A 24855-nucleotide genomic window follows, 5' to 3' on the forward strand; every position below is an offset into this window, starting at 1 on the left:
TTCATGAACACGGGCTTCCAATTTCTTAATTTGGGACGCTTGCGTTTCGATTAGGGCAGCTTGGGCTTCGATCGTGTGGAGGAGGGAGTGAATGAATGCAGCAATCTCCGTATCGCCTTTACTAATCGTCAGGACTTGCTCAGGGGACAACTTTGTCTGCTCCATTTGCGCTCACTCCTCTGTCCGTCATAACTTCTTTCTACTTTGTCGGCTGTTGATAGGGCAATTGTTACAGCTGAGCTAAATATTCCGTTAGGGGGTACCTAAGTAGTAACGGTTTTTCACATTCATTCGGCTATTCAGGCCGGAATCGCCATTTTGTATGTGGTTTTTCGCATTCATCCGGACGTTCGGGTCGGAATCGTTGCTATGTATGTGGAGCATCGGGTTCAGCGCGGTCAGTATGTCGGTGAGAAGCGAGACAGCGGCGACACGAGCAACAAATTCGGAAGCAACGGCAGCGGAACGAGCGGGCGTTGCACGGATTTCCCGCACATCTCCACCTCCAACCACCTCTTCGAAGCTTCGTTGTACGGATTTCTCCACTAACTCCTCCCACGCAGCCTCTCCATGCTCGAATGACTGGACTTCCTCCACAATCTCCGAACACCCAGCCTCTCCGCAATAGGCTTTTCATAACTACGGTTGGCCGCATACGGGAAATTTCCATTGCAGGGGTGACAACCGCCCCTGTTGCCATAGAGGTTTTTCGCGCTCATTCGGACATTCGAGCCGGGGTCGCCGTTTTTATGTGGTTTTTCACATTCGTCCGCTTGGATTCCGGGTGGATTGAGGTGTTTTATGTGGTTTTTCGCGTTCATTCAGACGTTCGAGCCAGATTTGCCGTGATATGTGTGGTTTTTCGCGTTCATTCAGACGTTCGGGTCGGAGTCGCCGTTTTTTATGTGGTTTTTCACATTCGTCCGCTTGGATTCCGGGTGGATTGAGGTGTTTTATGTGGTTTTTCACATTCATTCGGACGTTCGAGTCAGATTTGCTGTGATGTGTGTGGTTTTTCGCATTCATTCGGACATTCGAGTCAGATTTGCCGTGACGTGTGTGGTTTTTCGCATTCATTCGGACATTCGAGTCAGATTTGCTGTGATGTGTGCGGTTTTTCGCATTCATTCGGACATTCGGGCCGGGAACGCCGTTTTTTATGTGGTTTTTCGCATTCCTTGCGCCTCCGCCGCCCCTTTGCCTCCTGAACGAATGTGGTTTTTTCGCAGAGAATTGTCCAGGTTGCCCGGTTGCGCGCTGCGCCGATGTGCCAAATAAATTCCGGCAACCATCGGAATCGGCGCCTTCAGCGGCGGCAAGCCGCTTCTGCACACAAAAACGCTCCCTAACGCAGCCTTCAGGCTGGCGTAGAGAGCGTTGCTTGTTCTATTGATGCACATCGATCTTCCTCGACATCCAATAACACTGCCTATTCCTTAATCAGCGCCAGGAACTCCGAGCGCAACGCGGCGCTGTTGCGGAAGTGCCCGCGCACCGCCGAGGTGACCGTCTTGCTGCCCGGCTTCTTCACTCCCCGAGCGCACATGCACAGGTGCTCGCCTTCCACGACGACCATAACCCCGTTCGGATCGAGTACTTCCTCGAGAATGTCGGCGATCTGGGACGTGATCCGCTCCTGCACCTGCAGGCGGCGGGTGACGGCCTCGACCAGGCGGGCGAACTTGCTGAGGCCCGCGATCTTGCCGCTCGGAATGTAGCCGATATGGATCTTCCCGAAGAACGGCGCCATGTGATGCTCGCATTGGCTGTAATAGACGATGTCCTTGACGATGACGAGCTCCTCGTGCTTCTCGTCGAACGTCACGCCGAGCACTTCGCGCGGGTCCGCATCGTAGCCCGCGAAGATCTCTTCGTACATCCGCGCGACGCGAGCCGGCGTCTCCAGAAGCCCTTCCCGCTCGACGTCCTCGCCGATCAGCTTCAGGATCTCCCTCACATGATATTCGACCTGCTCCCGGTTGTTCGCGACCTGTATGTTCGTATACTCCTTCAAGCCCGACAATGGATTCCCTCCTTGCTCGGCGAATGGCGCTCCATCCGGCGATTACTTGCGACGAGGCTTCGCGAAGTTCTGATTCTTCATCATCTGCTGCGCCTTCTGCATCTGTTGCTTGTTCATATTATAGCCCATCTGCTTCGCCATCTTCTGAAGCGTCTCCGGATCGTTCTGCATCTTGGTAAGCTGCGAGCGCAGATAGAATACGCCAACGATAAAGCCGATAATGAGGCCGACGATCAGCGTCACAATCGGAATAATGACTCCCCACATCTTCCCGTTGTCCCTCCGTACCTAATCGAATGTTGGCCGAACCGGGCTCGCCCGGGTTGCAGCCGCTTCCCTATGATAGCATGGCCCAGGGGACTCGGCAATCGACAAGGCCAAACTACGCGAGAACCCCTTCGATGAATACTGTCGTTCGCTGGGCGAGATCGATCTCCGAAGCCAGGGCCGCATCGTCCCCGGCCTTGTCGATCACGCGGATAACCGGCCGGCCCGGAAGCCCCCGGTGCTGCCCGACGACAACCCCCGTCTGCCGGGTGGAGAGCTTGACCGAGATTCCGTTCGGATAGACGGAGACGATGCGCAGGAATTCGATCAGCACCTCGCGGTCGACGATCGTATCCGACATGGCGGTCAGCCGCTCTATCGCTTCGTGCGGCAGCAGACGCCGGCCCTCCGACAGATCGCTCAGCAGGTTGTCGTAGATGTTCGCGATCGCGGTGATCTTCGCGTAGAGGTGAATCTCGTCTCCCTTGATGCCGCGCGGCTTGCCGCTGCCGTCGATCGCTTCGTGGTGCTGGAACGCCACATGGGAGATGAGCAGGCTGTATTCCCGCTTCATCTTCAGCATCTCGAAGCCTCTCCAGGCGTGGTGGCTCCTTCCCTCCTCAACCTCGGGCGCGCCGACCTTCCCGATGTCGTGAAGCAAGGCCCCGAGCGCCAACTCCTTCAACTGAATCATATTAAGCCCCATATTCACGCCGACGAGCGTCGCCATCATGCATACATTAAGGGAATGAATATATGCGGCATTGTCCTCGGTTCGTATATCCGACAATTGGACGAGCACATTCTGGTTCTTCAGCACATCGTCCAGCAAGGAATCCACGCTCATGCTGATTGCCTTGGTATTGAAGTTCTTGCCCGAGCGGAGGGCGTCGAACGACTCCGACATCTGTTGAATGACCGCCCGCTTCGTCGATTCGGACAGCACCTCTTCGACGACGATGTCCTTGAACATCGGATCTTCTATGTAGATCATCGTAACTCCGACCCGCTTCAGTGTGCTGATCATGAACACCGTCAGATGCACGCCTGTCGACAGCAGTATGGTGCCGTTCGCGGAGAAGATCGTTCGTCCCAGCACCTGTCCGGGCTCCACATTCTCGATATCAATCAGCCTCAATTGCCTCACTCCTGTCTCATCGCTCGTTGCTCTCGGTTGCGGCGAATTCGTCCGATCGAGTTCGGAAGACTAACGAAGCTCTTGCTATCCAGTATCGGGCAACTTCGACAGAAGCACAAGGAATATTGCCGATTGCCGCTGTGCAAAAAAAACACTTTACTCCCTATCCGTCCACCGAGTTCTTCCCCCGACTCCCTCTTCGCCCCGATTGCCCGGAGCGAATCGTCTCAAGCGCGCGTTCGATCGCCTCCCGCGCCTGCTCGTCCCGCTCGGCGACTGACGCTTCCGCAAGCGCGGCCTCCGCCTCGCTTCCGCCGATTCGGCCGAGCGCCCAGGCCGCAGTCGCCCGCAGCTCGAACCGCGGGTCCTCGCGCAGCACCTTCGCGATGTCCGGAACGGCCGCCTCGTCGCGGAAGTTGCCGAGGCCGATCAGCGCGTTGCGCTGGATCGGCTTGCGGCCGCGCCAAGCCGCGGCGCTCGAGCCGAACTTCTCCTTGAACTCCCGGTTGCCCATCGAGAGCAGCGGCACGAGCAGCGGCTTCGCGATCTCCGGATCGGGCTGCAGCTCGGCGTGCCGGCCGATATCAATGCCGCGGTTCACCGGACAGACGATCTGGCACGTATCGCAGCCGTACAGCCGGTTGCCGATCTTCTCCATCGCCTCTTCGCTCAGAATCCCCTTGGTCTGCGTCAGGTAAGAGACGCAGCGCTGGGCGTTGAGCTGGCCGGGACCGACAAGCGCTCCGGTCGGGCAGGCGTCGATGCAGCGCGTGCAGTCCCCGCAACTGTCCTCGACCGGACGATCCGGAGGCAGCGGCAGGTTCGTGATCATCTCGCCGAGATACGTCCACGTGCCGAGCTCCCTTGACATGACGAAGCAGTTCTTCCCGCTCCAGCCAATGCCGGCGCGTTCGGCGACGGCCCGATCGGAGAGCGCGCCCGTGTCGACCATGGAGAGAGCTCTCGCCTCCGGAACCTTCTCCGCGAGCCAGTCCCCGAGCCGCTTCAGCCTGTCGTTCAGCACGTGGTGGTAATCCTCGCCCCAAGCGGATCGGGACAGAATGCCCCGCCTCGCCCCCGGCTCCGACACGGGCGGATTCTTCATCTTGGACGGATATGCGACCGCAATCGCAATGATGGAGCGCGGATCGTCGAACAGCAGAGCCGGATCTGTCCGCTTGTCCAGATCCGGCTCCTCGAATCCCGATTCGTAGCCAAGCTCGCGATGGAGCTTCAGCCGTTCCTTCAGCTCGGTGAACGGGTCGGGGGACGAGATGCCGATCTTGTCGATGCCAAGAGACGGAGCCGCCGCCAGCAGCTCCTTCTTCAACTCGCGCCAGAACCCGTCCGCCCTCGCCGTATCGCTCCGACCATCCGCTCTCGTTGTCGCGCTCAACCCGTTCCCCCCTTCCTGCCGAAGGCGCGAACGGGGAACGCGGCTCCGCTTATTTTTCTCACAGTCGCCCTATGCGGGAGATCGGCCAGATAATCATGTCGGCCCGGCCCTTGATGAAGCTCTCCGGCACTTCCCCGAAGCTCCGGCTGTCCTTGCTCGACTCGAGATGACGATTGTCGCCCATCACGAAGTAATGCCCCTCGCTCACCGTGAACGAAGCGATGTCCCCATCCTCGATGACCGCATCGGTGTAAGGCTCGATCTGCAGCACCCCGTTGACGTAAAGCTGCCGGTTGCGGACTTCCAATTGATCGCCCGGCATTCCGACGATCCGCTTGACGAGAAGCGTCTTCGGGTCCTCTCCCTCGCTTGGGTCCTTCAGGATGATGACATCCCCGCGCGAGGGATGCCCGATCTCGTACGACAGCTTGTTCACGAACAGCCACTGCTTCTCGTAGAGCGTAGGCTGCATCGAGATGCTCTTGACCGTCGACAGTTGGAACACGAACGCCCGAAGCAGAACAACGATGACGAATGCCACGACGAGCGCGCGAAGCCAATCCCACAATTCCTTGCGCCAGGCAGGCCGATCGGCTCGCGCCGAACGTCTTCTGCCGGATGGAACGGTGCCCGGAGCTTCGCTCATGAAGGCTCTCCCCCTCCTTGTCCGCTAAGATGGGTCATATGAGTCAGCCACTCGTTGTAGTAACGCCGAACCTCATCGCCGTCGAAGGGCTGCCCCTTCGCTTCGATGCGGGCGTGCAGACGGCTCAGCCCCGTCTCGGCATGCTGCCGGACCGAAGGGTTGTACCGATATTCCTCCTTATGACGATCGTATTCGTCCCTGTCCAGATCGTAGAACGTTCCGTCCGGAAGCAGAACGACATCCAGATCGTAATCGATGTACGTCAGGACATCCGCGTATCGATAAGGAGGCGAAGCAATATTGCAGTAATAGCGAATTCCCTTCTCCTCGAGGAGAGCGACGACATTGAACCACTCGCGCGGGATGAAGAACGATACCGCCGGAACCCGGCTCACCCACTCCTTGCCGTCCGCCTCCCGGATGATCGTATGGTCGTTGACGAACACCATCATCTCCTCCGCCGCATGAGCGGGATGAAGATTAGATGACGGCACCTGCCAATTCTCCATCCATACCCGATGCAAGGAGCCGTTGTTTTTGAAGCTTTTGATGACACAGCGCTCGTACGATTCGTAAGTCCGGGAATCGCTGCTCATAAGTTACGCCCCCTGCCTGGCCGTCCGTCCGGAACATGGAAAATGATCGATTGGGTCATTATGATTGCTTATGAAGAGCAACAAATTCGGTTCTATCTATTATAACCGATTGTTAAGAAACGTATAGTATCATGGGAGCTCTTGAAGCACGGAACGCATAATCCGCCCGACGACCAATCGCGCACGATTCTCAGCAAAAGAAAAGCATATCTTATGGCCAAAAGCAGCCGGAAGCCGGTGCCTTAGGGCGCGTAAGATATGCTTTCCTCGTTACGGGGGTGGAGAGCGCGGCTCATCCGTCCGTGTCTTCCTCCATTAAATAGCCATGATCGAGAGAGGCCTGTCCAACTTCGCGTAGCGGAGCGGCACTTCCTCGAGCGATTCGTAGTACGGCAGCAGCAGCTCGTTATGCTTGTCTCCCGCAATCAGCACCTTAAGCACGTTGCGCTGACGGAATCTTCCGTTCATTGCCGATATGAGCGATCGGCCGATTCCTTGGCGGCGATGTTCCGGGTGCACGGCCAGGCGGTACACATATCCCTTGTTCTGGTCGATCGTTCCGATCATCAGGCCGATAACGGAATCCCCGCGATGCGCCACAAGCACCAACTCGCTGTCCCAGGACAATTGGCGAGCCAAGGCTCCCATCGTCTCATCGCAGCACTCCTCCGACAACGCGTCCTTCATCAGGTCCGCAACGGACCGATAGTCCGACAGTTGGAACGTACGAATGTTCATGCTATTATCTCCCCGGCTTATAAGATGATTGCGAAGAAATCTAGGACTAAAGTGAGACAAAGATAATTTTACGACAACTTTTAGAAAATTTCTGCCCCTTTGTTAAGAAAACATAAAATATTTTTGGCGAATTTGCGCGAAAATCAATGTAAGCGCTATTATTAAAGCGCTTTCTGTGGTTTACTCTCAAAAAACCGCGTTTTTTCGGATTTTTCGCCGATTTTGACATTTTCCTTCTCTGTATAATTCAGGTGGAACAGGGGACGATATCCGGTGCCGAGCACCAGTCCGCCCCGCCGACTACCCGCCGCCCATCACACAGACCAACCCATCGACCACCACGCCGACTTTTTAAACATCCACGTTGATTTACTCTCGCGAATCGGGGATAATAGGAAGTAGGCTACATATTTCAAATTTTTGAAGGAGGATTTTGAATTATGGCACACGTATTACCACCGCTTCCATACTCCAACGACGCGTTGGAGCCGCATATCGATGCGCTGACGATGGAGATCCATCACGATCGCCATCACAACACGTACGTAACGAACCTGAACAACGCTCTGGCTAACGCTCCCGAGCTGGCCGAGAAGAGCCTGAACGACCTGATCGGCGATCTGAACTCCGTTCCGGAGAACATCCGCACGGCTGTTCGCAACAACGGCGGCGGCCATGCGAACCACTCCCTGTTCTGGGAGATCATCGGACCGAACGCCGGCGGCGCTCCTACGGGCGCTCTCGCAGCCGCTATCGACAGCGAGCTGGGCGGCTTCGACAAGTTCAAGGAAGCTTTCGCCGCTGCCGCTACGACTCGCTTCGGTTCCGGCTGGGCGTTCCTCGTCGTCGGCAAGGACGGCAAGCTGAAGGTATACAGCCTGCCTAACCAAGACAGCCCGATCTTCGAAGGCGAGACTCCGATTCTCGGCCTGGACGTCTGGGAGCACGCTTACTACCTGAAGTATCAGAACAAGCGTCCGGACTACATCGGCGCGTTCTGGAACGTCGTCAACTGGGACAAGGTCGGCGCTCTGTACGACGCTGCGAAGTAATCGGGCCAGGGCCCGGACGCTTCGGCCGTCCTCGGACGCCGGAGAAGCTTTGCGGAGACGATGCAGGCAATGAATCAGAAGAATTTGGCGCGTGGAAAAAGCTGCCCTGAGGGCAGCTTTTCTGCGTTTATGCGGTTGGCTGGGAGCGTATCCGACACAATCGGCCGGACGGATAGCTCGGTGGGATAGCTCGGCGGGGACAACTCGACGGGATAGCTCGGTGGGACAGCTCGGTGGCCCGCCCCCGGATGCGCTCGCTCTCTGGTTCGATGCCTCTGCCTTCTGACTCGATGACGCTGCCCTCTGGCTCGATGCCTCTGCCTTCTGACTCGATGACGCTGCCCTCTGGCTCGATGCCTCTGCCCTCTGACTCGATGCCTCTGCTCTCTGGTCCGATGCCTCTGCCCTCTGGTCCGATATGCTCCCCGATCCGCCGGCTTTTGCGATTTTATGTGGTTTTTCACATTCGTCGCCTTGGATTTGGGAGAATTGAGCCGTTTTATGTGATTTTTAGCATACATCCGGCAACTCGAGCCGGAATTTTCTCTATGTATGCTATTTTTCACATAGAATCGCCCAAACCACCCGTTATCGCGCTGCACGAATGTGAAATTTCACATAAATTCCTGGCATCCGGCGGGATAGGCGGCTTCACCGACGAAGCGCTCCCGCTCACCTGCGGCGAACCGGAACCTCCAGCGCATATAGCTCCTCTTCCAACGAGGCCATCTTCTGGGCCAGCATGTGCCGGGCATCCTCGAGCGCCTTGTTGTACAGATAAGGACTCAGCTCCCGGATCATGTAGTCCAGCAACTGCTCCGCGCCCAGATTGCCGATCTCTTGGTCCAGCTCATCCGAGAAATACGCCTGCACTCCGCGAACAAGCGCGTCCTTCTGCTCCTTCGGGATTTTGACCGGTACGGCCATTGCCCTCATCCCCTTCGTTCAGACTCATCGCTAAGGCTCCTCGTTCGGATTCCTCGTCCAGTTCCCTCGTTCGGACTCCTCATTCAGGCTCCTCGCTCAGTTCCCTCGTTCGGACTCCTCATCCAAGCTCCTCGTCCAGGCTCCCCGCTCAACTGCCTCATCCATGCTCCTCGTTCAGACTCCTCACTCAGATTCCTCGTTCAGTTTCCTCGCTCAGACTCTTCACTCAGACTCCTCATCCATGCTCCTCGTTCAGACTCCTCACTCAGATTCCTCGTTCAGTTTCCTCGTTCAGACTCTTCATTCGGACTCTTTATCCAGACTCCTCATTCAAACTCCCCGCCCAACTTCCCCGCTCAGCTTCGATCAAAGTGCTCGCCTACGATCTTGCGGAACAGATTCGGCCAGGCCAGCCGCGCGAATTCCTCGCGGTCGACCCAGCGATAGTCGGCCGGCAACTCGTTCGCGGCAGAGAGCGGCGCAGCGAGAGCCGCCTTGCCGTCCCGTTCCTGCTCGCGCCCTTCGTAAGCCGAGGCCGCTTCCCGGACCGCCTCCGCGCCGAACAGTCCTCCCGCCGCCGCTCCCATATCGTCCCGGATCGCCGGGTCGAACGACACCCGGTCCGCTCCCCAGATGCGCACGAACCAATGCAAGTGCGAGAAAACATGCTCCGCATCGCCCAGATGCCCGGCCAGCCTGACGTTCATCCCCTCCAGGCCGAGCGTTGTCGCCAGCCAGTTCGGCGCTTCTTCGTCCGACGCCCAGGCTTCGTAAGGCGCCTCGATGTGAGGCAGCTCCCACAGCCTGGCGAGCAGCCCCTGCTCGGGGCGCTGACGGGCCAGCACACGGCCTTGCTCGTCCTCGATCAGCACCGCCAGCCGATGCTGCGGCTTCGGCTTCTTCGCCTTCGTCTTGATCGGCAGCTCATCCTGCCTTCCGGTCAGCCTTGCCTCGCAATGCTCCATAACGGGACAAGGCAGGCAATGAGGAGAGCGGGGCGTACAGACGAGAGCCCCCAGTTCCATTAGCGCCTGGTTGAAGTCGCCCGCCGCTCCCGGCGGGATCAGCTTGCGCGCCAATCCCTCGATGGCAACCCGGGCGGCCGGCTTCGCGATATCCTCCTCCAGGCAGAAATATCGCGACAGCACCCGCATGACGTTCCCGTCGACGGCAGGCTCCGGGATATTAAACGCGATGCTGAGAATCGCCCCGGACGTATAAGGGCCGACTCCCTTCATTCCGCTGACCGCTTCCTTGTCCGCCGGAATCGTGCCGCCGTACTTCTCCGCGACGTCCCGGGCCGCTGCTTGCAGGTTCCTCGCCCGCGAGTAATAGCCCAGCCCTTCCCACAGCTTCAGGACGTCCTCCTCCGGCGCCTCCGCCAGATCACTTACCGTCGGGAAGCGCTCGATGAAGCGGTTGAAGTACGGAATCACCGTATCCACCCGCGTCTGCTGCAGCATAATCTCCGATACCCAGATATAATAAGGGTTCTTGCTTCTGCGCCACGGCAGATCGCGATTCCCTCTTCGATACCACGCCGTCAACTCACGACCGAAAAACTCGGCGGCCTCCGCGTCATACATTCGTTCCCCCACCTTCCACACCGCTTCCGTCTGTTGTCCCCTCTGCGTTCGAAGGCTTTTTACCCCCCGGTTAGACCAGCACTTCGCTCGCTTCCGCTTCCAACACAATCGCCCCCGGCATGCTCGTTCCCATCTTCCGATACTGGCTCGGCGTCATCCCCGTATGCTTCTTGAACATCCTGGAGAAGTAATAGATCTTCATTCCGATCCGCGCGGACACGTCGGACACATTGCATTCCGGCTGAAGCAGCATGCTCCGGGCGATCTCCATTCTGCGGAGGTTGACGTATTGGATCGGCGCGCACCCCATCATACTCTTGAAGAAAACAATAAAATAATTCGGATGAAGATAAATCAGCCTCGAGAGCTCGTCCACCGAGAGATTGTCGGCCAGATGTTCGTCTATGTATTGGAGCACGATGTTGATCTTCTCGAGATCCTGCGGAGGATTGCCTCCCGTACGAACCTGAACGGGCTTCAGCCCTTCCAGATAGTGACTGATCAACTCCAGAACGGCCGCCTTGCAGCGCAGCCTGGAGGTCAGGCTGTCGCGGGTCACTTCGCGAATGACTTTGTCCATCAGCCGCAGCGGCTCCTCGTCCGGAGCTTGGATGACAATCGGCAGGCCCAGGCTGTTGTACCACTCCCTGTCGCCGAAGCTGCTCTTGAAGTGCACCCACTTCAGCTTCAGCACCTGTCCCTCATCGACCTCGATCGCATGCGCGGTTCCGGCGAGCACGAGTCCGAACGACCCCGGAGCCAACGGTTCGCTGAACTGCCGCGCCGACAGCCGCCCCCTGCCCTCGATGACCAGCAGGAACCGATTGCAGTCCATCGCCTTCCAGCGTCCGTCGCTGCGAGCCGGCCGTTCCATGTCCGAATCCGCCGCGGCGACCGTCTCGATCTGCATATGTTCGAGGTTGTTCATCATTATGGTAAAATAACTAGTAGTCATGTGCGCTCCTCTTGCTGCGTCGATACGTCCATTGCGTCAACTTGCGTATCCCGACTTGCATACCCAAAGCGACGTCATCTTATTATAATCGAGCGAAGGTGAAGATTGAAATGGTAAGAGTTCCATCACCCGAGTCAACCTCCCGAATTCGGCGCAGAGTCGCAAGCCTTCTGATCGTCTGTGCGTGCTCCGCCCTCCTTCTGTCTGCCTGCGGACGGAACCACGACAGCTCCTCCTCATCCTCTCCCTCGGCCAGCGGCACAAGCGCCGGCTTGTCCGGCCCGGAGGAGACCGTCGCGCTGTATCGCGCCAACTGCATCTCCTGTCATGGAGCCGAGCTGCAGGGCATGATGGGGGACGCCTCGGACCTCCGGAAGGTCGGCGCGCACCTGACGAAGGAGCAGATCCAAGCGCAGATCGTCGGCGGCGGAAGCCTGATGCCCCCCTTCAAGGACAAGCTGAGCGAAGCGGAGGTCGAATCGTTGGCGGAGTGGCTTGCGGGGCAAAAATAGCTGTATCGGGCCGCCGGGGGTCTCGAGCATATCTGGCACACACGGGAAGAGGAGGCGACCCGACCGGGCACGCCTCCTCTTCTCTGGATTCTCCTAAAGCCGCTCCACTATCGCCGTTGCGGCTGCCAGGCTGCGCTCGTGCGTGATCGCCACATGCAGATGATGGCGCTCCTCCTCCAGCCCGAGCCGGGCCCAAGCTTCCGGAGACAAGCGGCATTCCGGCCGCCCGGAGGCGTCAGGCAGCACCTCGATGTCGAGGAACCCGACGGCGGCCCCGATGCCGCAGCCGAGCGCCTTCACGACCGCCTCCTTCGCCGCGAAGCGTCCTGCGACGAACTCCAGCAAGCGGCGGCCCGCCCGTTCGCGGCACCGATCCCGCTCCGCAGCCGTCAGGACCCGCGCCATGAACCGGGAGCCGGCCGAACCCGCCAGCAGCCTGTCCACCCGCTCCAGCTCGACCACGTCCAGTCCGACTCCCGCAATCATCGGCGAACCGTCAGATGCCCGGAATCGGCGAACGCTTGTGTTCCGTGCGCAGATAGTGGCGCTCCAGCACTTCCCGGGCGGCCGGGTCGATCTCCTTGCCTTCCAGGTAATCGCTGTTCGCCTCGTAGGAGACGCCAAGCTCGCCCTCGTCCGTCTGTCCATCCCACAGGCCGGCCGTCGGCGCCTTGCCGATGACTTCCTCGGGCACCCCGAGACGGGCGGCGACCGCGCGGATCTGCCGCTTGTTCAGCGAGCTGAGCGGCGTGATGTCGACCGCTCCGTCGCCCCACTTCGTGTAGAAGCCGGTGAGCGCCTCGGAAGCGTGGTCCGTGCCGACGACGAGCAGGTTCATGTCGAAGGCGAGCGCGTACTGGATGACCATCCGCGTGCGAGCCTTGACATTGCCCTTGCCGCCGCGGCTGATATGACGAGGCGTGCCGAGCGCCTTGAACGCGTACTCCGTCTCCAGCACGACCTCGCTTACCGCTTCCTCGATGTTCGTCTCCACCTTATGGGTCAAGCCGAACGCTTCGGCCACCGCATAGCTGTGGTCGATGTCCTCTTGCTCGCCGTAAGGCTGGAACACGCCGAGGGTTATGTATTCCTTGCCGCTCTCCTGCGACAGCTCGTCCGTCGCGCGCTTGCACAGGCCAGTAGCGACAGCACTGTCGATGCCGCCGCTGATCGCGATCAGCAGTCCCGTCGTCTTCGAGTTCTTCACGTACTCCTTAAGGAAGTCGACCCGGCGGCGAATCTCCTCGTCGACGTCGATCGTCGGCTTCACCCCGAGCTTGGCAATAATCTCTTGCTGAAGGCTCATGCTCACTCGCTCCTGTCTATACTTGTTAAAAATTGCACCAAGTGCGCCCTCGTTCCTCCTGCGCCCTCTTCACCGCCGCGCCCCCGCCGTTTTATGCGATTTTTCACATTCATCGTCTCAAATAACGGCCGAATCGGCGGAATATATGTGATTTTTAGCATAAAAATCGCATTCCCGGCCCGGACCGAGGCCAATATATGCGATTTTTCGCATAAAATCGTCAGAATCGCCCGCGTTCGGAGCTGCGAATGTGAATTTTCACATAAAATCCGCAACTCCGCGCTCCGCTCCTTCACACTAAACCGCGTCCCCGCCCCGCAACTCTCAGCCCGCAGCACGCTGCTCTCAGCCCGCCGCTCCGCAACTCCATCCCCCGCCCGCAACAAAAAAAACTCCCGCAAGCTCACTTGCGAACCGGCGGGATGGAATTAGCCTGCTAAGCTATTAACGGCAGAAACGATCGAATGCCGCGGTCAGATCGGCGGCGATGTCGTCGGCGCTGCGATTCTCGATCTGGTGGCGCTCGATGAAGTGCACGAGCTCCCCGTCCTTCATCAGCGCGATCGACGGAGAAGAAGGCGGGTAAGGCGCGAAGTATTCGCGGGCCTTCGCCGTCGCTTCCTTGTCCTGACCGGCGAATACCGTGTACAGGTGATCCGGCAGAACGTCGTGCTGCAGAGCCTCCGCAACGCCCGGCCGCGCTTGCCCGGCCGCGCATCCGCAGACGGAGTTGACGACGACAAGCGTCGTTCCCTTCGCGCTGGGGAGCGCTTCTTCCACTTCCTCCGGCGTCCGTAGCTCCTTGATCCCGACTCTCGTCAGATCGTCGCGCATCGGTTGAATCATATCGAACATGTATCTCTCAAATGACATGGACATAACTAGTCAGCCTCGCTTCCCGCATCCGATTTGGCGGACCTTGCCGCTTCCCTTATATTATAAGCCGTCACCGGGTAACCGTCAAAAAAATGAACCCCGAAGCGAAGCCTCAGGGTTCATCCAATACCTCGGGCACCGGGTAGAAGCTCTCGTAGTCGTCTTCCAGCTCCAGCGGGTTGTCCGCGATCTTGCTGAGATCCATCGTCCGGTGCGTCGGATGGGAGAAGCTTCCCGGTTCCGGCACGCGGCCGGCTCCGAACGAATTGATGAACGGCTCCCGCGGGCCCCTGTCGTCGCGGAATTCCGGTCTGAATTCGATCTCGAACGGGTCCAGCTTCGGATCGTCGCGCCCCGGCGCGGGACGAATCGAAGCCTCCGCCCTCCTGTTAGAGTCCGGCATGTCGCTCGCGGCCCGCTTCAGGTCGACGGACGGTTCGGACCGTTCAGCTTTTTGTCGAATCCCGGGGCCTCGGGTTGCTTGTTCTTGCCGTTTGCGCCCGCGCTCTTGCGACCGAGCGGAGCAGGACCTTGCGGATTGGGCATGGGAGCATCCTCCTTGTCTGGATGGTTCCCCCCTATTGTCGTCCGATTCCCGTCCCTTTATGCGCCGATTATGCGCCTGCGCCAAGCATTCCGGCCTTCGGCCTGTTGAACGATACGATGAACGACGTTCCCTCTCCGATCTTCGACTCTACCTGGATTTTCCCATTGTGCCGCTCCACGATGCTGAGGCACAGAGCCAGGCCGAGCCCGGTCCCGTTCGTCTTCGTCGTGAAGAACGGTTCGAAGAGCCGCTCCAGCTTCTCCGGCGGAATGCCGATCCCGTTGTCGCGCACCCGCAGCTGCACGCCGTCGTCGACGTTCGCCAGCTCGATGCGGAGCACTCCCTTGTCCGTCATCGCCTCCATGCCGTTGCGCACCAGATTCAGCATAAGCTGCTTGATCTCCTTGACGTTGAGGTCGAGCGGCTGAATGTCCTCCTCGATCCGCACTTCGATCATCTGTCCGCGCATGTTCGCATCCGCCGAGATGAGGGGCATCAGGTCCTCGAGCACCTCGTTCAGCTTTCTCGTGTGTTTTTCCACAATTCGGTTCTGCGCCAGGGACAGGAAGTCGTTGATGATATTGTTGGCCCGGTCCAGCTCTTGAAGAATGATGTGAAAATAAGAGTGGTGCTCGTTCGGGCTGCGTTCGTTGAGAAGCTGGATGAAGCCGCGGATGACGGCCATCGGGTTGCGGATCTCGTGGGTAATGCTGGCCGCCATCTGCCCGACAAGGCTCAGCCTCTCCATCTTGTCCACTTCATCCTTAAGCTGCTGAAGCTCGGTCATGTCGTGGGCGATCAGCACGGCGCCGGTCGCTTCCCGGCCCTCGTCCCGCCAGGTGCACACCGTCGTATAGTAGAGCCGGGAGCGGAACCTGATCACCTCCGTCTCCCGCTCGCTCCCCTTCATCACCCTGACGATCGAATCGAGCAGCGTCTCGCTTCCGAGCATATGGAGCACCGAACGGTACGCACGCCCGAGCACGCCCGACTGATCGTAAGGCGAGAGCAGCTTCAGCGCCATCTCGTTCACCTGCGTGACCTTCCCCTCCCCATCGATAAAAATCGCGACCAGAGGCGAGATGTCGATGAATTCCTGCAACCGCTTCACTTCCTGCAGATAATTCGAGCTGACCTCCTGCAGCTCGACCTGCAGCTTAATCCGGTCGATCGACAGCTCGATCGATTGGATCGAGAAGTGAATGATGCCAGCCGAACCGATGCCGAACGCGATGGCATACAGCCAGAGCCGGCAGTCTTCCATCGGAGCATGGTACACAATGGAAGCGATGAGGGGGAGACAAGCCGCAAAATAACTCTGGTAACCGATCCTTACTCTGGCGGAACGGTCGCCGGACAGGAACGGCCGAATTCGGGAGAAGACATAGGGAACGATAAGCAGGAAGAACACCCCAAGCAGCACGATCGCGAAGGTCGTCGACACTTGGAACAGACGGGAGACCATATACAACACGGTCAGCAACGAGGCGCCGGGAATGCCGCCGTAGAGCGAACCGATCAGGTAGGGTACGATTCTGAAGTTGATGAAGTTATCGGGGCTCAAGGGGGACTCGCTCAGCATCCCCAAGAGAAGGGACACCCCGCTCGCAGAGACGATCACGACGGGGACGTGCCGGAGGCGCTCGGGCTTCGTCAGCCATAAGAGCATCGCTACGATCGGCAGCAATGCAATCAGGGTCTGCAGCAGAATGTATTGCCAAACCAAGTACACTCAGCTCCTAAGAACGCAACTTGTATGCAATCTGATTAAAGCACAATCGACGTAGGTTTACAATAATAACCATCCACTGTCGAATGACATTATTCATTCTTTAGCAAGCATTTTTCTTTCTTTTGTCGCTTGCGGCGGCTAAAATGGGGAAAACGATTTAATCGATCTATTCGAGAAAGCGCGGGATGGCTGGATGTGGGATGTTATCGTGGTTGGAGGAGGCCCGGCGGGGCTGATGGCGTCGATCGCCGCCGCGGAAGGCGGGGCGAGAACGCTGCTGCTCGACAAGGGGGACAAGCTCGGACGGAAGCTCGGCATCTCCGGCGGGGGGCGCTGCAACGTCACGAACAACAAGGAAGCCCAGGAACTGATCCGGTTCCTCCCCGGCAACGGCCGCTTCCTGAACAGCGCCCTGTCGACGTTCGGCAGCCGGGAGATCATCCTCTTCTTCGAGGAGCTCGGCATCGCCGTCAAGGAAGAGGACAACGGGCGCATGTTCCCGGTATCCGACAAGGCCAAGACGGTCGTCGACACGCTCATAAGCAAGGTGCGGGAGCTGGGCGTGACGGTGCGGGTTCATCAGACGGTGGAAAAGGTTCTGTACGAAGAAGGGCGAGTGTGCGGGGTACGAGTGACGTCCGGAGCGGAGCTGGCCGCGCCTTGCGTCATCCTTGCGACCGGGGGCAAGTCGGTGCCGCATACGGGCTCGACAGGCGACGGCTACGTCTGGGCGGGGGAAGCCGGGCACACGATCACGGACCTGTACCCGACCGAGGTGCCGATCACCTCCGACGAGCCGTGGATCGAGAGCCGCGAGCTGCAAGGGCTGTCGCTGCGGGACAGCGTGCTGACCGTCCTGAACGGGAAGGGCAAGAAGCTGGTCTCCCACGAAGGGGATATGATCTTCACCCACTTCGGCCTGTCGGGCCCCGCGGCGCTGCGCTGCAGCCAGTTCGTCGTCAAGGCGCTCAGAGGCGGGCAGGGGCCCGTCACCGTCGCCATCGACCTGACGCCCGGAGAGTCTGCGGAGAAGCTGGCGGCGGACTGGGGAGTCGCCTCGCGCTCCGAGCCGAAGAAGGCGGCGAAGACGCTCGTCCGTCAGAAGCTGACCGAGCGCCTTGTGCCCCTCGTGCTTCGGCTTGCGGACATCGATCCCGACGAAGGCGTCGCGAACGTCTCCCGCGCGCGCTGGGAGGCGCTCGCCGGCCTGTGCAAGGGACTGCCGGTGAACGCGTCCGGGACGCTGTCGATCGAGGAGGCTTTTATTACGGGCGGCGGGGTCAGCGTCAAGGAGATCGATCCCCGCACGATGGAATCGAAGCGGTGCGAAGGGCTGTACTTCTGCGGCGAGATCATGGACATCCACGGCTACACGGGAGGCTACAACATCACCGCAGCCTTCTCGTCCGGCCGGGCCGCCGGAACGGCGGCGGCCGCTGCGAGCCTGGAAGCCCGCGGTCACGGCTGATCTGAGGAAGCGAGGGAGCGAGGGGGGGCTGCCCCGCGTCGCTTCCTCCTATCTTGCGTCGAAGCGGTCGTACGACCCGTCGTCGGTCGGGAAGCGGCTATCCTCCGAATCCTCGTTCCGGTTCGCCAGATCCGCGTCCATGTAGCTGTCCGGCCAATCCTCGTTGACCGTATGCGCGGGAATCGGGATGCCGTCCATGCCGTACATCGCGGAAGCCGCCGATGCGATATCGCTCTCGGCTTGCTCGATGAGCTCTCCGCCATGCGCCTGCACAACCTCCAGCGCGGACGTCAGGTCCTCCCGCTCCACGTGGATGTGCAGAACCGCTTCCCCGTTCATCTGCGGGCTATAGCCCAGCTCCTCCAGCGTATCGAACGCGATCTCCGCCGCCCTTGCCTGGGGAAATCGGAATAACAACGCGGCATGCCCGCTCATCGTCATCGCTCCTCATCCTGTAAATTTCTCACCTTATATCAATCGGCTGTCCCGAACGTAGCGTACCCTTGCCCGGCGCTGTTCTATTCGCACGACTGCTCCGGCGTTGTCCCTCTGATCCGGCAACTTTCGCCTCCCTGCTCCGACGTTCCGCCCCACGCTCCACTAACTTTTATCCTTTGCTTCGGCGTTGTCCCTCTGTTCCGACTGCTTTTGCCCCTCCTGCTCCGACATTTTTGCGATTTTATGTGGTTTTTCACATTCGTCGGCTTGATTTAGCGGGAATCGCGGCGTTTTATGTGATTTTTAGCATATATCCAGCAGCTCGATCCGGAAATTTTCCTATGTATGCTATTTTTCACATAAAACTGTTCAATCTGCCTGTTGTCGAGCTTCATGAATGTGAAATTTCGCATAAAATCCTAGTGTGTTGTGGCGATATGGGTGACGGTTTCGGTGGATTCGGTAGCTTCGGCGGGCTCGGTAGTTTTTTCGGGCGATTTTGGCTGCTTTCGGGCCAGAAGCAGAAAGAGCCCCCTCCGGTTACCGGCCGGAACAACGGGGGCTCGTCTCTTAAGGGAGGCAACCTTGTCCGCAATAGCGACTGGTTTACCTTCTTTTATTTTATCGGAAAATGCTAGTTTCGGAAAGCGTTCAGCGACTCGTTCAGTTCCTTCGTCCGGCCGTACACCTGCTGATAGATAGCGAACAGCTTCGCGTATTCGGCGGAGCTCTCCGCGCTCGGCAGGTACGACTTCGCATGCTTGACGAACACGTCCGCGCAAGCATCCAGCGACGGGAACCAGCCGCAGCCCGCTGCCGCCAGCATGGCCGCTCCGAGACCGGGCCCTTGCTCGTTCTCGAGCGCAACCACCTCGGCACCGAAGATGTCGGCCTGCATCTGCAGCCAGACCGGATTCTTCGCTCCGCCGCCGATCGAGACGATCTTATCGACCGTCTTGCCCGCCGCGCGGAACAGAGCCACCGATTCGTTCAGCGAGAACGTAATGCCTTCCATAACCGCGCGGGTGAAGTGCGCGCGCGTATGGGAGCCGTCCATGCCGATGAAGCTGCCGCGGATAACCGCGTCAGGATGCGGCGTTCTCTCCCCGACGATATACGGGGTGAACAGCAGGCCGTTCGAGCCCGGCTTGATGTCCGCGATGCCCGCCGTGAGCGCTTCGAACGACTCGCCCTTCGCGAACGTATTGCGGAACCAGCTCAGGCTGTAGCCGGCCGCCAGCGTCACGCCCATCGCGTAGAACGAATTCTCCTTGCCGTGGTTGAAGAAGTGAACCTTGCCCTCGTAGTCTGCGGAAGCGTCCGGCTCGTACGTCAGCACGACGCCGGAGGTGCCGATGCTGCACAGCGTAACGCCCGGCTTCAGGATGCCCGAGCCGATCGCGCCGCACGCGTTGTCCGCGCCTCCGGCGAACACCTTCGTATCGGCTGCCAGTCCGGCCGCACCCGCCGCTTCGGGCAGCAACGTGCCCGTCTGCGCGCCCGCCTCCACGAGCGGAGGGCAGAAGTCCGGCGAGATTCCGAATGCGGCCAGCACGTCCTCGCTCCACTTTTTGCCCGCAATGTCGAGCATTAACGTCCCCGCCGCGTCCGACAGATCCATGCGGATCGTTCCGTCCAGGCGATAACGAACGTAATCCTTCGGCAGCACGAAGCGGCTTGCCTTCGCGAACGCCTCCGGCTCCTTCTCGCGCACCCAGAGAAGCTTCGGCAGCGTGAAGCCTTCAAGCGCCGGATTGCGCGTTACGGAGAGAAGCTTCTCGCCGAGCGTCCGCTCAATCTCGCGGCACTGCGCCGTCGTGCGCGTGTCGTTCCACAGAATCGCGCGGCGAACCGGCTTATTGTCGGCGTCCAGCAGCACCAGGCCGTGCATCTGGCCGGAGAAGCTGAGGCCTTCGATGTCGTCGGCGGAGACCCCCGACTTAGCGGTGAGCTCCTGTAGCGAGGCGAGCGTTCCGGCAACCCAATCCTCCGGCTCCTGCTCGCTCCAGCCCGAGTGCTCATGGTACAGCGGGTATTCCTTCGTCGCCTCGGCGACGACCTCTCCCGCTTGGGAGACGAGCAGCGTCTTGACCGCGCTCGTCCCCAGGTCGATCCCAATGACATACTTCATATTGGCAGGCTCCCCTATTCCGCTATTCCGCTGCTCCGCGCAAGGTCGCTTATACGCTGAAAATCACTTCGTTCAGCGCAGCGCGAAGCTGTTCGAGGCGGTTCGACCGGTTCACGATCGGCTGCTGCTGCGTCAGAACGTATTGCTCCAGCGACTTCAGGCTTGCCTTGCCCGCGACGATGTCGGCGCCGATGCCCGAGCTGTAGCTGCTGTAGCGTTCTTCAATAACGCCGTCCAGGACGCGCTCTTCGATCAGCTTGGCCGCCGCTTTCAGGCCGTGAGCGTAGGCGTCGATACCCGCGATGTGAGCGAAGAACAGATCCTCGTCCTCGAAGGAAGTGCGGCGAACCTTCGCGTCGAAGTTGACGCCGCCCTTGCCGATGCCGCCGTCGTTCTTGAGGATTTCGTACATGGCCAGCGTTGTGCTGTACAGATCGAACGGGAATTCGTCGGTATCCCAGCCGAGCAGGTAGTCGCCTTGGTTGGCGTCGATGGAGCCCAGGGCGCCGTTCAGGCGGGCGACGCGGAGCTCATGCTCGAACGTATGGCCGGCCAGCGTCGCATGGTTCGCTTCGATGTTCAGCTTGAAGTAATCCTTCAGGCCGTACTTCTGCAGGAATTGCAGCGCCGTCGCCGCATCGAAGTCGTATTGGTGCTTCGTCGGCTCCTTCGGCTTGGGCTCGATAAGGAATTGGGCGCCGAAGCCGATCTCCTTGGCATAGTCGACGGCCATGTGCAGCATGCGGGCCAGGTTGTCGAGCTCAAGGCCCATGTCCGTGTTGAGCAGCGATTCGTAGCCTTCGCGGCCGCCCCAGAAGACGTAGTTCTCGGCGCCGAGCTCCTTGCCGACCTCGAGCATCTTCTTAATAGTAGCGGCAGAATAGGCGAACACTTCGGCATTGTTGGACGTGCTGGCGCCGTGAACGTAGCGGGGGTTCGTGAACAGGTTCGCGGTGTTCCAGAGCAGCTTCTTGCCGGTTGCTTGCTGGAACTCCTTCAGCTTGGCGACGATGACGTCGATATTCTTGTTCGTCTCCGCCAGCGTGGCGCCTTCCGGAGCGACGTCCGCATCGTGGAACGCGTAGAACGGAACGCCCAGCTTCACGAGAAGCTCGAAGTTCGCTTCGACGCGAGCCTTCGAACGGTCGAGCGGGGACAGCGAATCCCAACTGCGCACAGCGGTTCCGGCGCCGAACGGATCGGTGCCGTTCGCATTGAATGTATGCCAATACGCGACAGCCAGACGGAGATGCTCCTCCATCGTTTTGCCGAGAACGACTTCCTGCGGGTTGTAGTGCTTGTACGAGAACGGGTTCTTGGAGCTGCGGCCTTCATACTTGATCTCGGGGACATTCGGGAAGAAACTCATGATTCGATACCCTCCTGGAAAAATAATAGTGAGATAAAATGCCATCATGTAAGCGTGTGCACGAGAGAACTGGAGAAGCAACGCGCTCTTATGATTTGTGTTATGACCTAAGAATAGCACTCGTTCGTTTGTTTGTCTATCCAATAAACAAAGTTGACCGGTTTTTTTATTGTGGTATGATGGGAGAAAGATTATGCGACGACAAATTCCGCAGATTGCTGCACGCTCAAGGAGCTCGGACCATGACCAAGACAACGACGGGAGATCAAGCGCTGATCAAACGCATCAACACCGCCATCGTGCTGGAGGCGATCCTGAAGGAGCAGCCCCTCTCCCGGGCCAAGATCTCCGAGATTACCGGCCTGAACAAGGCGACCGTATCCTCGCTGGTGCAGGATCTGATCGATAACCAACTGGTGCGCGAGATCGGCACCGGCGTCTCCAGCGGCGGCCGCAAGCCCGTCATGCTGGAGTTTATCGCGACGGCGGGCTACTCCGTCGGCATCGACCTCGGCGTCAACTACTTGCGCGGCGTGCTCGTCGACCTGCGCGGAACGGTCGTCGCCGAACGAACGGCCCCATTGTCCGCCGTCGATCCCGATGACGTATTCAATGTTCTGAGACCGTTCATTCAGAGCCTCGTCTCGGAAGCGCCGCCCAGCCCGTTCGGCGTCGTCGGCATCGGCGTCGGCGTTCCCGGCCTCGTCGATTCCTCCGGCTCGGTACTCTATGCCCCGAATCTGGGCTGGCGGGAGGTACCGCTGAAGGATGCCTTAAGCCGGACGTTCGGCATCCCCGTGCTCATCGACAATGAGGCGAACGTCGGGGCGATCGGCGAGCGCACCTTCGGCAGCGGCCGCGGCGTCTCCAATATGGTGTACGTCAGCGTGGGAATCGGCATCGGCACCGGAATCATCCTGCAGCGCACCCTCTACAAGGGAGCGTCCGGCTTCTCCGGGGAGCTCGGCCACCTGTCCGTGGATGCGCACGGCAAGCCTTGCCGCTGCGGCAATCGCGGCTGCTGGGAGCTGTACGCTTCCGAGCAGGCTCTGCTCGACCAAGCCCGCAGCTTGGGCCATTCCGGCGATCTCGACGAGCTGCTGGCCGCAGCCGATGCCGGAGACGAAGCCGTCCGCGGACTGCTCGCCGGCATCGGAGAATATCTCGGCATCGGCATCGCGAATATCGTCAACATCTTCAACCCGGACGCGATCGTCATCGGCAACCGGATGAGCCGGGCGCAGCCGTGGATCGAGCAAGCGATGCGCCGAACGGTCGAGGAACGTGCGCTGAACTTCCATCTGCGCGGCGTTCAATTGCTGTTCGCCGAACTCGGAGGGCGCTCCGCCGTCATGGGCGCCGCCGAGCAAGCCGTCTCCGCTTTCTTCGATCGGCTGAAGGCGGGCTGACAACGCCAAGAAGGGCTGCTCCGGGTTCATGACCTGGAAGCAGCCCTTCTTTATTATCGGATTATCGGATCAGAAGCCTGCCGCGGCCTTGGCCGCTTGGGCGATGCCCTCCTCGATAATCTGCGCCGAGCGATCCCGGAATTGATTGTGACCTTCGACAATAACCGTCTCGACGTCCTTGATGCCCCAGAAGCCGAGCGTGTTCTTCACGTAGTTGACAGACATCTCGATCTGGGCCATCGGCCCCTCCGAGTATACGCCGCCGCGCGCATTCAGGATGAGGACCTTCTTGCCGCCCGCCAGACCGACCGGACCTTCCGGCGTGTACTTGAACGTCTTGCCCGCTTGGTTCAGGTAGAACAGATACGTGAGCAGTTGCGCCGGAATCGTGAAGTTCCAGAGCGGGAAGGCGAAGACAACCTTGTCCGCAGCCAGGAATTGCTCCAGATAGCCATTCGCAAGCTCGGCCAGCTTCTTCTCTTCGGCCGTCGGTTCGATTCCATTCGCCAGCTTGAACAAGCCGGTCATCATATCGTTGTCGTAGTACGGAAGCTCTGCAGCGAACAGGTTCAATTCCGTGATCGTATCGCCGGGATTGCTCGCCTTATAGGCTTCGACAAAAGCCTCGTACAGCTTCACGCTGACGGCTTGATCGGAAGGGCGGTTGTTTGCTTTAACGAACAGTACGTTTGCCATGATGTGAATTCCTCCTATAGTGGTGACAATAATGTTTTAAATGTGCCAATTTTTAACACAGTTAAGTCGAAAAACAACCGCTCTAAGTCGAGCCGATGCTCCATCGCCGCGAACTGTGCAACAACAATTCACAGTATAGAACCGCGAATCCCCTTTGTCAATGACAGTTACTTACTTTTCACAACAAATGCACTTTCTAAGCGTTATCATGCTTAAGTAAGCGTTTTTATATGATTTTTCACATTCGTCAGCCTGGATCGGGACGAATCTCAGCGTTTTATGTGGTTTTTGGCATACATCAGGCAACTTCGACCGGAATTTTCTCCATATATGCTATTTTTCACATAGAATCGCCCAAACTGCCCATCCCCGCGCTTCGCCAATGTGATTTTTCACATACATTCCATTCACGGCGACCGCCAGCGAGCCTCGCAATCCCTGCAACGCTGCGCGCCCTGACATGCTATCCCCTCCCCAGGCCCGATGTTTTGCGGTTTTATATGATTTTTCACATTCGTTGACTCGGCTCGTGACGAATCTCGGCGTTTTATGTGGTTTTTAGCATACATCAGGCAACTTCGACCGGAATTTTCTCCATATATGCTATTTTTCACATAGAATCGCCTAAACCGCCTATCCCCGCGCTTCGCCAATGTGGTTTTTCACATACATTCCATTCACGGCGACCGCCAGCGAACCTCGCGATCCCTGCAACGCTGCCCCCCTGACATGCTATCCCCTCCCCAGGCCCGATGTTTTGCGGTTTTATATGATTTTTCACATTCGTTGACTCGGCTCGGGACGAATCTCGGCGTTTTATGTGGTTTTTAGCATACATCAGGCAACTTCGACCGGAATTTCCTCCATATATGCTATTTTTCACATAGAATCGCCTAAACCGCCTATCCCCGCGCTTCGCCAATGGTCGAGTAGGTAGGGCCTCTCCTTTCGAGGATTGTGCCCGTCCCCCTCACAGATCCGTACGTGCGGAATTCCCGCATACGGCTCTTCGACGCATCTTTCACAGAATGGTTATTTGTAGATATC

The 24855-nt window shown here is 58.9% G+C and carries 26 protein-coding genes; 4 read left to right on the forward strand and 22 right to left on the reverse strand.

All coding sequences use genetic code 11. The features are described 5' to 3' along the window. Positions 1 to 252 precede the first annotated feature (252 nt). From E6C55_RS32360 to E6C55_RS32400, 9 genes are all read right to left on the reverse strand, one after another. Positions 253 to 546, reverse strand: a complete 294-nt coding sequence (locus E6C55_RS32360) for a hypothetical protein (protein WP_136373972.1) — start codon at positions 544 to 546, stop codon at positions 253 to 255. A 213-nt stretch (positions 547 to 759) separates the two neighbouring features. After that, on the reverse strand, positions 760 to 1332 hold the full coding sequence (locus E6C55_RS32365) for a hypothetical protein (RefSeq protein ID WP_136373973.1): 573 nt from the start codon (positions 1330 to 1332) through the stop codon (positions 760 to 762). 97 nt (positions 1333 to 1429) lie between these two features. Then, a complete protein-coding gene (gene folE / locus E6C55_RS32370; protein ID WP_136373974.1) occupies positions 1430 to 2023 on the reverse strand; it encodes a GTP cyclohydrolase I FolE in 594 nt (197 codons plus the stop codon). A 42-nt stretch (positions 2024 to 2065) separates the two neighbouring features. Further along, positions 2066 to 2290, reverse strand: coding sequence for a YneF family protein (locus E6C55_RS32375; RefSeq protein ID WP_136373975.1), 225 nt, complete (start codon positions 2288 to 2290; stop codon positions 2066 to 2068). Positions 2291 to 2405: 115 nt separating this feature from the next. Then, a complete protein-coding gene (locus tag E6C55_RS32380; protein ID WP_136373976.1) occupies positions 2406 to 3428 on the reverse strand; it encodes an HD-GYP domain-containing protein in 1023 nt (340 codons plus the stop codon). 163 nt (positions 3429 to 3591) lie between these two features. Further along, positions 3592 to 4824, reverse strand: coding sequence for a tRNA epoxyqueuosine(34) reductase QueG (gene queG / locus E6C55_RS32385; protein WP_136373977.1), 1233 nt, complete (start codon positions 4822 to 4824; stop codon positions 3592 to 3594). Positions 4825 to 4882: 58 nt separating this feature from the next. Continuing rightward, on the reverse strand, positions 4883 to 5470 hold the full coding sequence (gene lepB, locus E6C55_RS32390; protein ID WP_136373978.1) for a signal peptidase I: 588 nt from the start codon (positions 5468 to 5470) through the stop codon (positions 4883 to 4885). Then, positions 5467 to 6066: a DUF402 domain-containing protein gene (locus E6C55_RS32395; protein ID WP_136373979.1), complete on the reverse strand. Its 600-nt coding sequence runs from the start codon at positions 6064 to 6066 to the stop codon at positions 5467 to 5469. The genes lepB and E6C55_RS32395 overlap by 4 nt, the downstream gene beginning before the upstream one ends. A gap of 315 nt (positions 6067 to 6381) precedes the next feature. Then, the gene (locus E6C55_RS32400; protein WP_136373980.1) at positions 6382 to 6804 is read right to left on the reverse strand and encodes a GNAT family N-acetyltransferase; all 423 of its coding nucleotides are present in this window, start codon (positions 6802 to 6804) and stop codon (positions 6382 to 6384) included. A 440-nt stretch (positions 6805 to 7244) separates the two neighbouring features. Here E6C55_RS32400 and E6C55_RS32405 point away from each other — a divergent pair, with 440 nt between their 5' ends. Further along, complete coding sequence (locus E6C55_RS32405; RefSeq protein WP_136373981.1) at positions 7245 to 7856, forward strand: superoxide dismutase; 612 nt, start codon at positions 7245 to 7247, stop codon at positions 7854 to 7856. Positions 7857 to 8528: 672 nt separating this feature from the next. On the opposite strand, the gene E6C55_RS32415 is transcribed toward E6C55_RS32405, so the two are convergent. The 3 genes from E6C55_RS32415 to E6C55_RS32425 form a co-directional block, all read right to left on the reverse strand. Continuing rightward, entirely contained in the window at positions 8529 to 8783 is a 255-nt protein-coding gene (locus E6C55_RS32415; protein ID WP_136373983.1) for a DUF2164 domain-containing protein, read from the reverse strand. 356 nt (positions 8784 to 9139) lie between these two features. Continuing rightward, entirely contained in the window at positions 9140 to 10369 is a 1230-nt protein-coding gene (mutY, locus tag E6C55_RS32420; protein ID WP_136373984.1) for an A/G-specific adenine glycosylase, read from the reverse strand. A gap of 70 nt (positions 10370 to 10439) precedes the next feature. Beyond that, entirely contained in the window at positions 10440 to 11324 is an 885-nt protein-coding gene (locus E6C55_RS32425) for an AraC family transcriptional regulator (protein WP_136373985.1), read from the reverse strand. Between the two features lie 110 nt (positions 11325 to 11434). Between E6C55_RS32425 and E6C55_RS32430 the strand changes: the two genes are divergently transcribed. After that, positions 11435 to 11836: a c-type cytochrome gene (locus E6C55_RS32430; RefSeq protein WP_136373986.1), complete on the forward strand. Its 402-nt coding sequence runs from the start codon at positions 11435 to 11437 to the stop codon at positions 11834 to 11836. Positions 11837 to 11929: 93 nt separating this feature from the next. Here E6C55_RS32430 and acpS read toward each other — a convergent pair whose 3' ends face one another. From acpS to E6C55_RS32460, 6 genes are all read right to left on the reverse strand, one after another. Further along, positions 11930 to 12322, reverse strand: a complete 393-nt coding sequence (gene acpS / locus E6C55_RS32435; RefSeq protein WP_136373987.1) for a holo-ACP synthase — start codon at positions 12320 to 12322, stop codon at positions 11930 to 11932. A 10-nt stretch (positions 12323 to 12332) separates the two neighbouring features. Then, entirely contained in the window at positions 12333 to 13142 is an 810-nt protein-coding gene (gene nadE / locus E6C55_RS32440; RefSeq protein ID WP_136373988.1) for an ammonia-dependent NAD(+) synthetase, read from the reverse strand. A 444-nt stretch (positions 13143 to 13586) separates the two neighbouring features. After that, positions 13587 to 14021, reverse strand: a complete 435-nt coding sequence (locus E6C55_RS32445; protein WP_136373989.1) for a BrxA/BrxB family bacilliredoxin — start codon at positions 14019 to 14021, stop codon at positions 13587 to 13589. A 109-nt stretch (positions 14022 to 14130) separates the two neighbouring features. Beyond that, on the reverse strand, positions 14131 to 14421 hold the full coding sequence (locus tag E6C55_RS34975; RefSeq protein WP_230986966.1) for a hypothetical protein: 291 nt from the start codon (positions 14419 to 14421) through the stop codon (positions 14131 to 14133). Between the two features lie 17 nt (positions 14422 to 14438). Then, positions 14439 to 14564, reverse strand: coding sequence for a spore protein (locus E6C55_RS32455; RefSeq protein ID WP_136373990.1), 126 nt, complete (start codon positions 14562 to 14564; stop codon positions 14439 to 14441). A gap of 68 nt (positions 14565 to 14632) precedes the next feature. Continuing rightward, positions 14633 to 16291, reverse strand: coding sequence for an ATP-binding protein (locus E6C55_RS32460; protein WP_136373991.1), 1659 nt, complete (start codon positions 16289 to 16291; stop codon positions 14633 to 14635). A 199-nt stretch (positions 16292 to 16490) separates the two neighbouring features. On the opposite strand from E6C55_RS32460, the gene E6C55_RS32465 reads away from it, so the two are divergent. Continuing rightward, on the forward strand, positions 16491 to 17765 hold the full coding sequence (locus E6C55_RS32465; RefSeq protein WP_136373992.1) for a BaiN/RdsA family NAD(P)/FAD-dependent oxidoreductase: 1275 nt from the start codon (positions 16491 to 16493) through the stop codon (positions 17763 to 17765). Between the two features lie 48 nt (positions 17766 to 17813). Here the strand turns inward: E6C55_RS32465 and E6C55_RS32470 are convergent, their stop codons facing one another. The 3 genes from E6C55_RS32470 to xylA all read right to left on the reverse strand — a co-directional run bounded on the left by E6C55_RS32470 (position 17814) and on the right by xylA (position 21703). After that, positions 17814 to 18200 carry a DNA/RNA helicase gene (locus E6C55_RS32470; RefSeq protein WP_136373993.1) on the reverse strand — a complete coding sequence of 129 codons (387 nt, stop codon included), beginning with the start codon at positions 18198 to 18200 and terminating at the stop codon, positions 17814 to 17816. 637 nt (positions 18201 to 18837) lie between these two features. Next, positions 18838 to 20334 carry a xylulokinase gene (xylB, locus tag E6C55_RS32475; RefSeq protein WP_136373994.1) on the reverse strand — a complete coding sequence of 499 codons (1497 nt, stop codon included), beginning with the start codon at positions 20332 to 20334 and terminating at the stop codon, positions 18838 to 18840. 49 nt (positions 20335 to 20383) lie between these two features. After that, entirely contained in the window at positions 20384 to 21703 is a 1320-nt protein-coding gene (xylA, locus tag E6C55_RS32480) for a xylose isomerase (RefSeq protein WP_136373995.1), read from the reverse strand. Between the two features lie 242 nt (positions 21704 to 21945). Between xylA and E6C55_RS32485 the strand changes: the two genes are divergently transcribed. Next, the gene (locus E6C55_RS32485; protein ID WP_136373996.1) at positions 21946 to 23112 is read left to right on the forward strand and encodes an ROK family protein; all 1167 of its coding nucleotides are present in this window, start codon (positions 21946 to 21948) and stop codon (positions 23110 to 23112) included. Positions 23113 to 23181: 69 nt separating this feature from the next. On the opposite strand, the gene E6C55_RS32490 is transcribed toward E6C55_RS32485, so the two are convergent. Further along, on the reverse strand, positions 23182 to 23808 hold the full coding sequence (locus E6C55_RS32490; RefSeq protein WP_136373997.1) for an FMN-dependent NADH-azoreductase: 627 nt from the start codon (positions 23806 to 23808) through the stop codon (positions 23182 to 23184). Positions 23809 to 24855: the final 1047 nt, after the last annotated feature.

The sequence above is a fragment of the Cohnella fermenti genome (assembly GCF_004801405.1).
GTDB lineage: Bacteria > Bacillota > Bacilli > Paenibacillales > Paenibacillaceae > Cohnella > Cohnella fermenti.

Coding starts and splice junctions, on each gene's coding strand:
- xylB (WP_136373994.1), bottom strand. CDS start 20,334: ATGAAGTATGTCATTGGGATCGACCTGGGGACGAGCGCGGTCAAGACG.
- E6C55_RS32455 (WP_136373990.1), bottom strand. CDS start 14,564: ATGCCCAATCCGCAAGGTCCTGCTCCGCTCGGTCGCAAGAGCGCGGGC.
- E6C55_RS34975 (WP_230986966.1), bottom strand. CDS start 14,421: ATGCCGGACTCTAACAGGAGGGCGGAGGCTTCGATTCGTCCCGCGCCG.
- E6C55_RS32465 (WP_136373992.1), top strand. CDS start 16,491: ATGTGGGATGTTATCGTGGTTGGAGGAGGCCCGGCGGGGCTGATGGCG.
- E6C55_RS32445 (WP_136373989.1), bottom strand. CDS start 14,021: ATGTCCATGTCATTTGAGAGATACATGTTCGATATGATTCAACCGATG.
- E6C55_RS32485 (WP_136373996.1), top strand. CDS start 21,946: ATGACCAAGACAACGACGGGAGATCAAGCGCTGATCAAACGCATCAAC.
- E6C55_RS32430 (WP_136373986.1), top strand. CDS start 11,435: ATGGTAAGAGTTCCATCACCCGAGTCAACCTCCCGAATTCGGCGCAGA.
- lepB (WP_136373978.1), bottom strand. CDS start 5,470: ATGAGCGAAGCTCCGGGCACCGTTCCATCCGGCAGAAGACGTTCGGCG.
- E6C55_RS32405 (WP_136373981.1), top strand. CDS start 7,245: ATGGCACACGTATTACCACCGCTTCCATACTCCAACGACGCGTTGGAG.
- E6C55_RS32490 (WP_136373997.1), bottom strand. CDS start 23,808: ATGGCAAACGTACTGTTCGTTAAAGCAAACAACCGCCCTTCCGATCAA.
- E6C55_RS32395 (WP_136373979.1), bottom strand. CDS start 6,066: ATGAGCAGCGATTCCCGGACTTACGAATCGTACGAGCGCTGTGTCATC.
- E6C55_RS32470 (WP_136373993.1), bottom strand. CDS start 18,200: ATGAGCGGGCATGCCGCGTTGTTATTCCGATTTCCCCAGGCAAGGGCG.
- E6C55_RS32375 (WP_136373975.1), bottom strand. CDS start 2,290: ATGTGGGGAGTCATTATTCCGATTGTGACGCTGATCGTCGGCCTCATT.
- mutY (WP_136373984.1), bottom strand. CDS start 10,369: ATGTATGACGCGGAGGCCGCCGAGTTTTTCGGTCGTGAGTTGACGGCG.
- E6C55_RS32415 (WP_136373983.1), bottom strand. CDS start 8,783: ATGGCCGTACCGGTCAAAATCCCGAAGGAGCAGAAGGACGCGCTTGTT.
- xylA (WP_136373995.1), bottom strand. CDS start 21,703: ATGAGTTTCTTCCCGAATGTCCCCGAGATCAAGTATGAAGGCCGCAGC.
- acpS (WP_136373987.1), bottom strand. CDS start 12,322: ATGATTGCGGGAGTCGGACTGGACGTGGTCGAGCTGGAGCGGGTGGAC.
- nadE (WP_136373988.1), bottom strand. CDS start 13,142: ATGAGCCTTCAGCAAGAGATTATTGCCAAGCTCGGGGTGAAGCCGACG.
- E6C55_RS32400 (WP_136373980.1), bottom strand. CDS start 6,804: ATGAACATTCGTACGTTCCAACTGTCGGACTATCGGTCCGTTGCGGAC.
- E6C55_RS32425 (WP_136373985.1), bottom strand. CDS start 11,324: ATGACTACTAGTTATTTTACCATAATGATGAACAACCTCGAACATATG.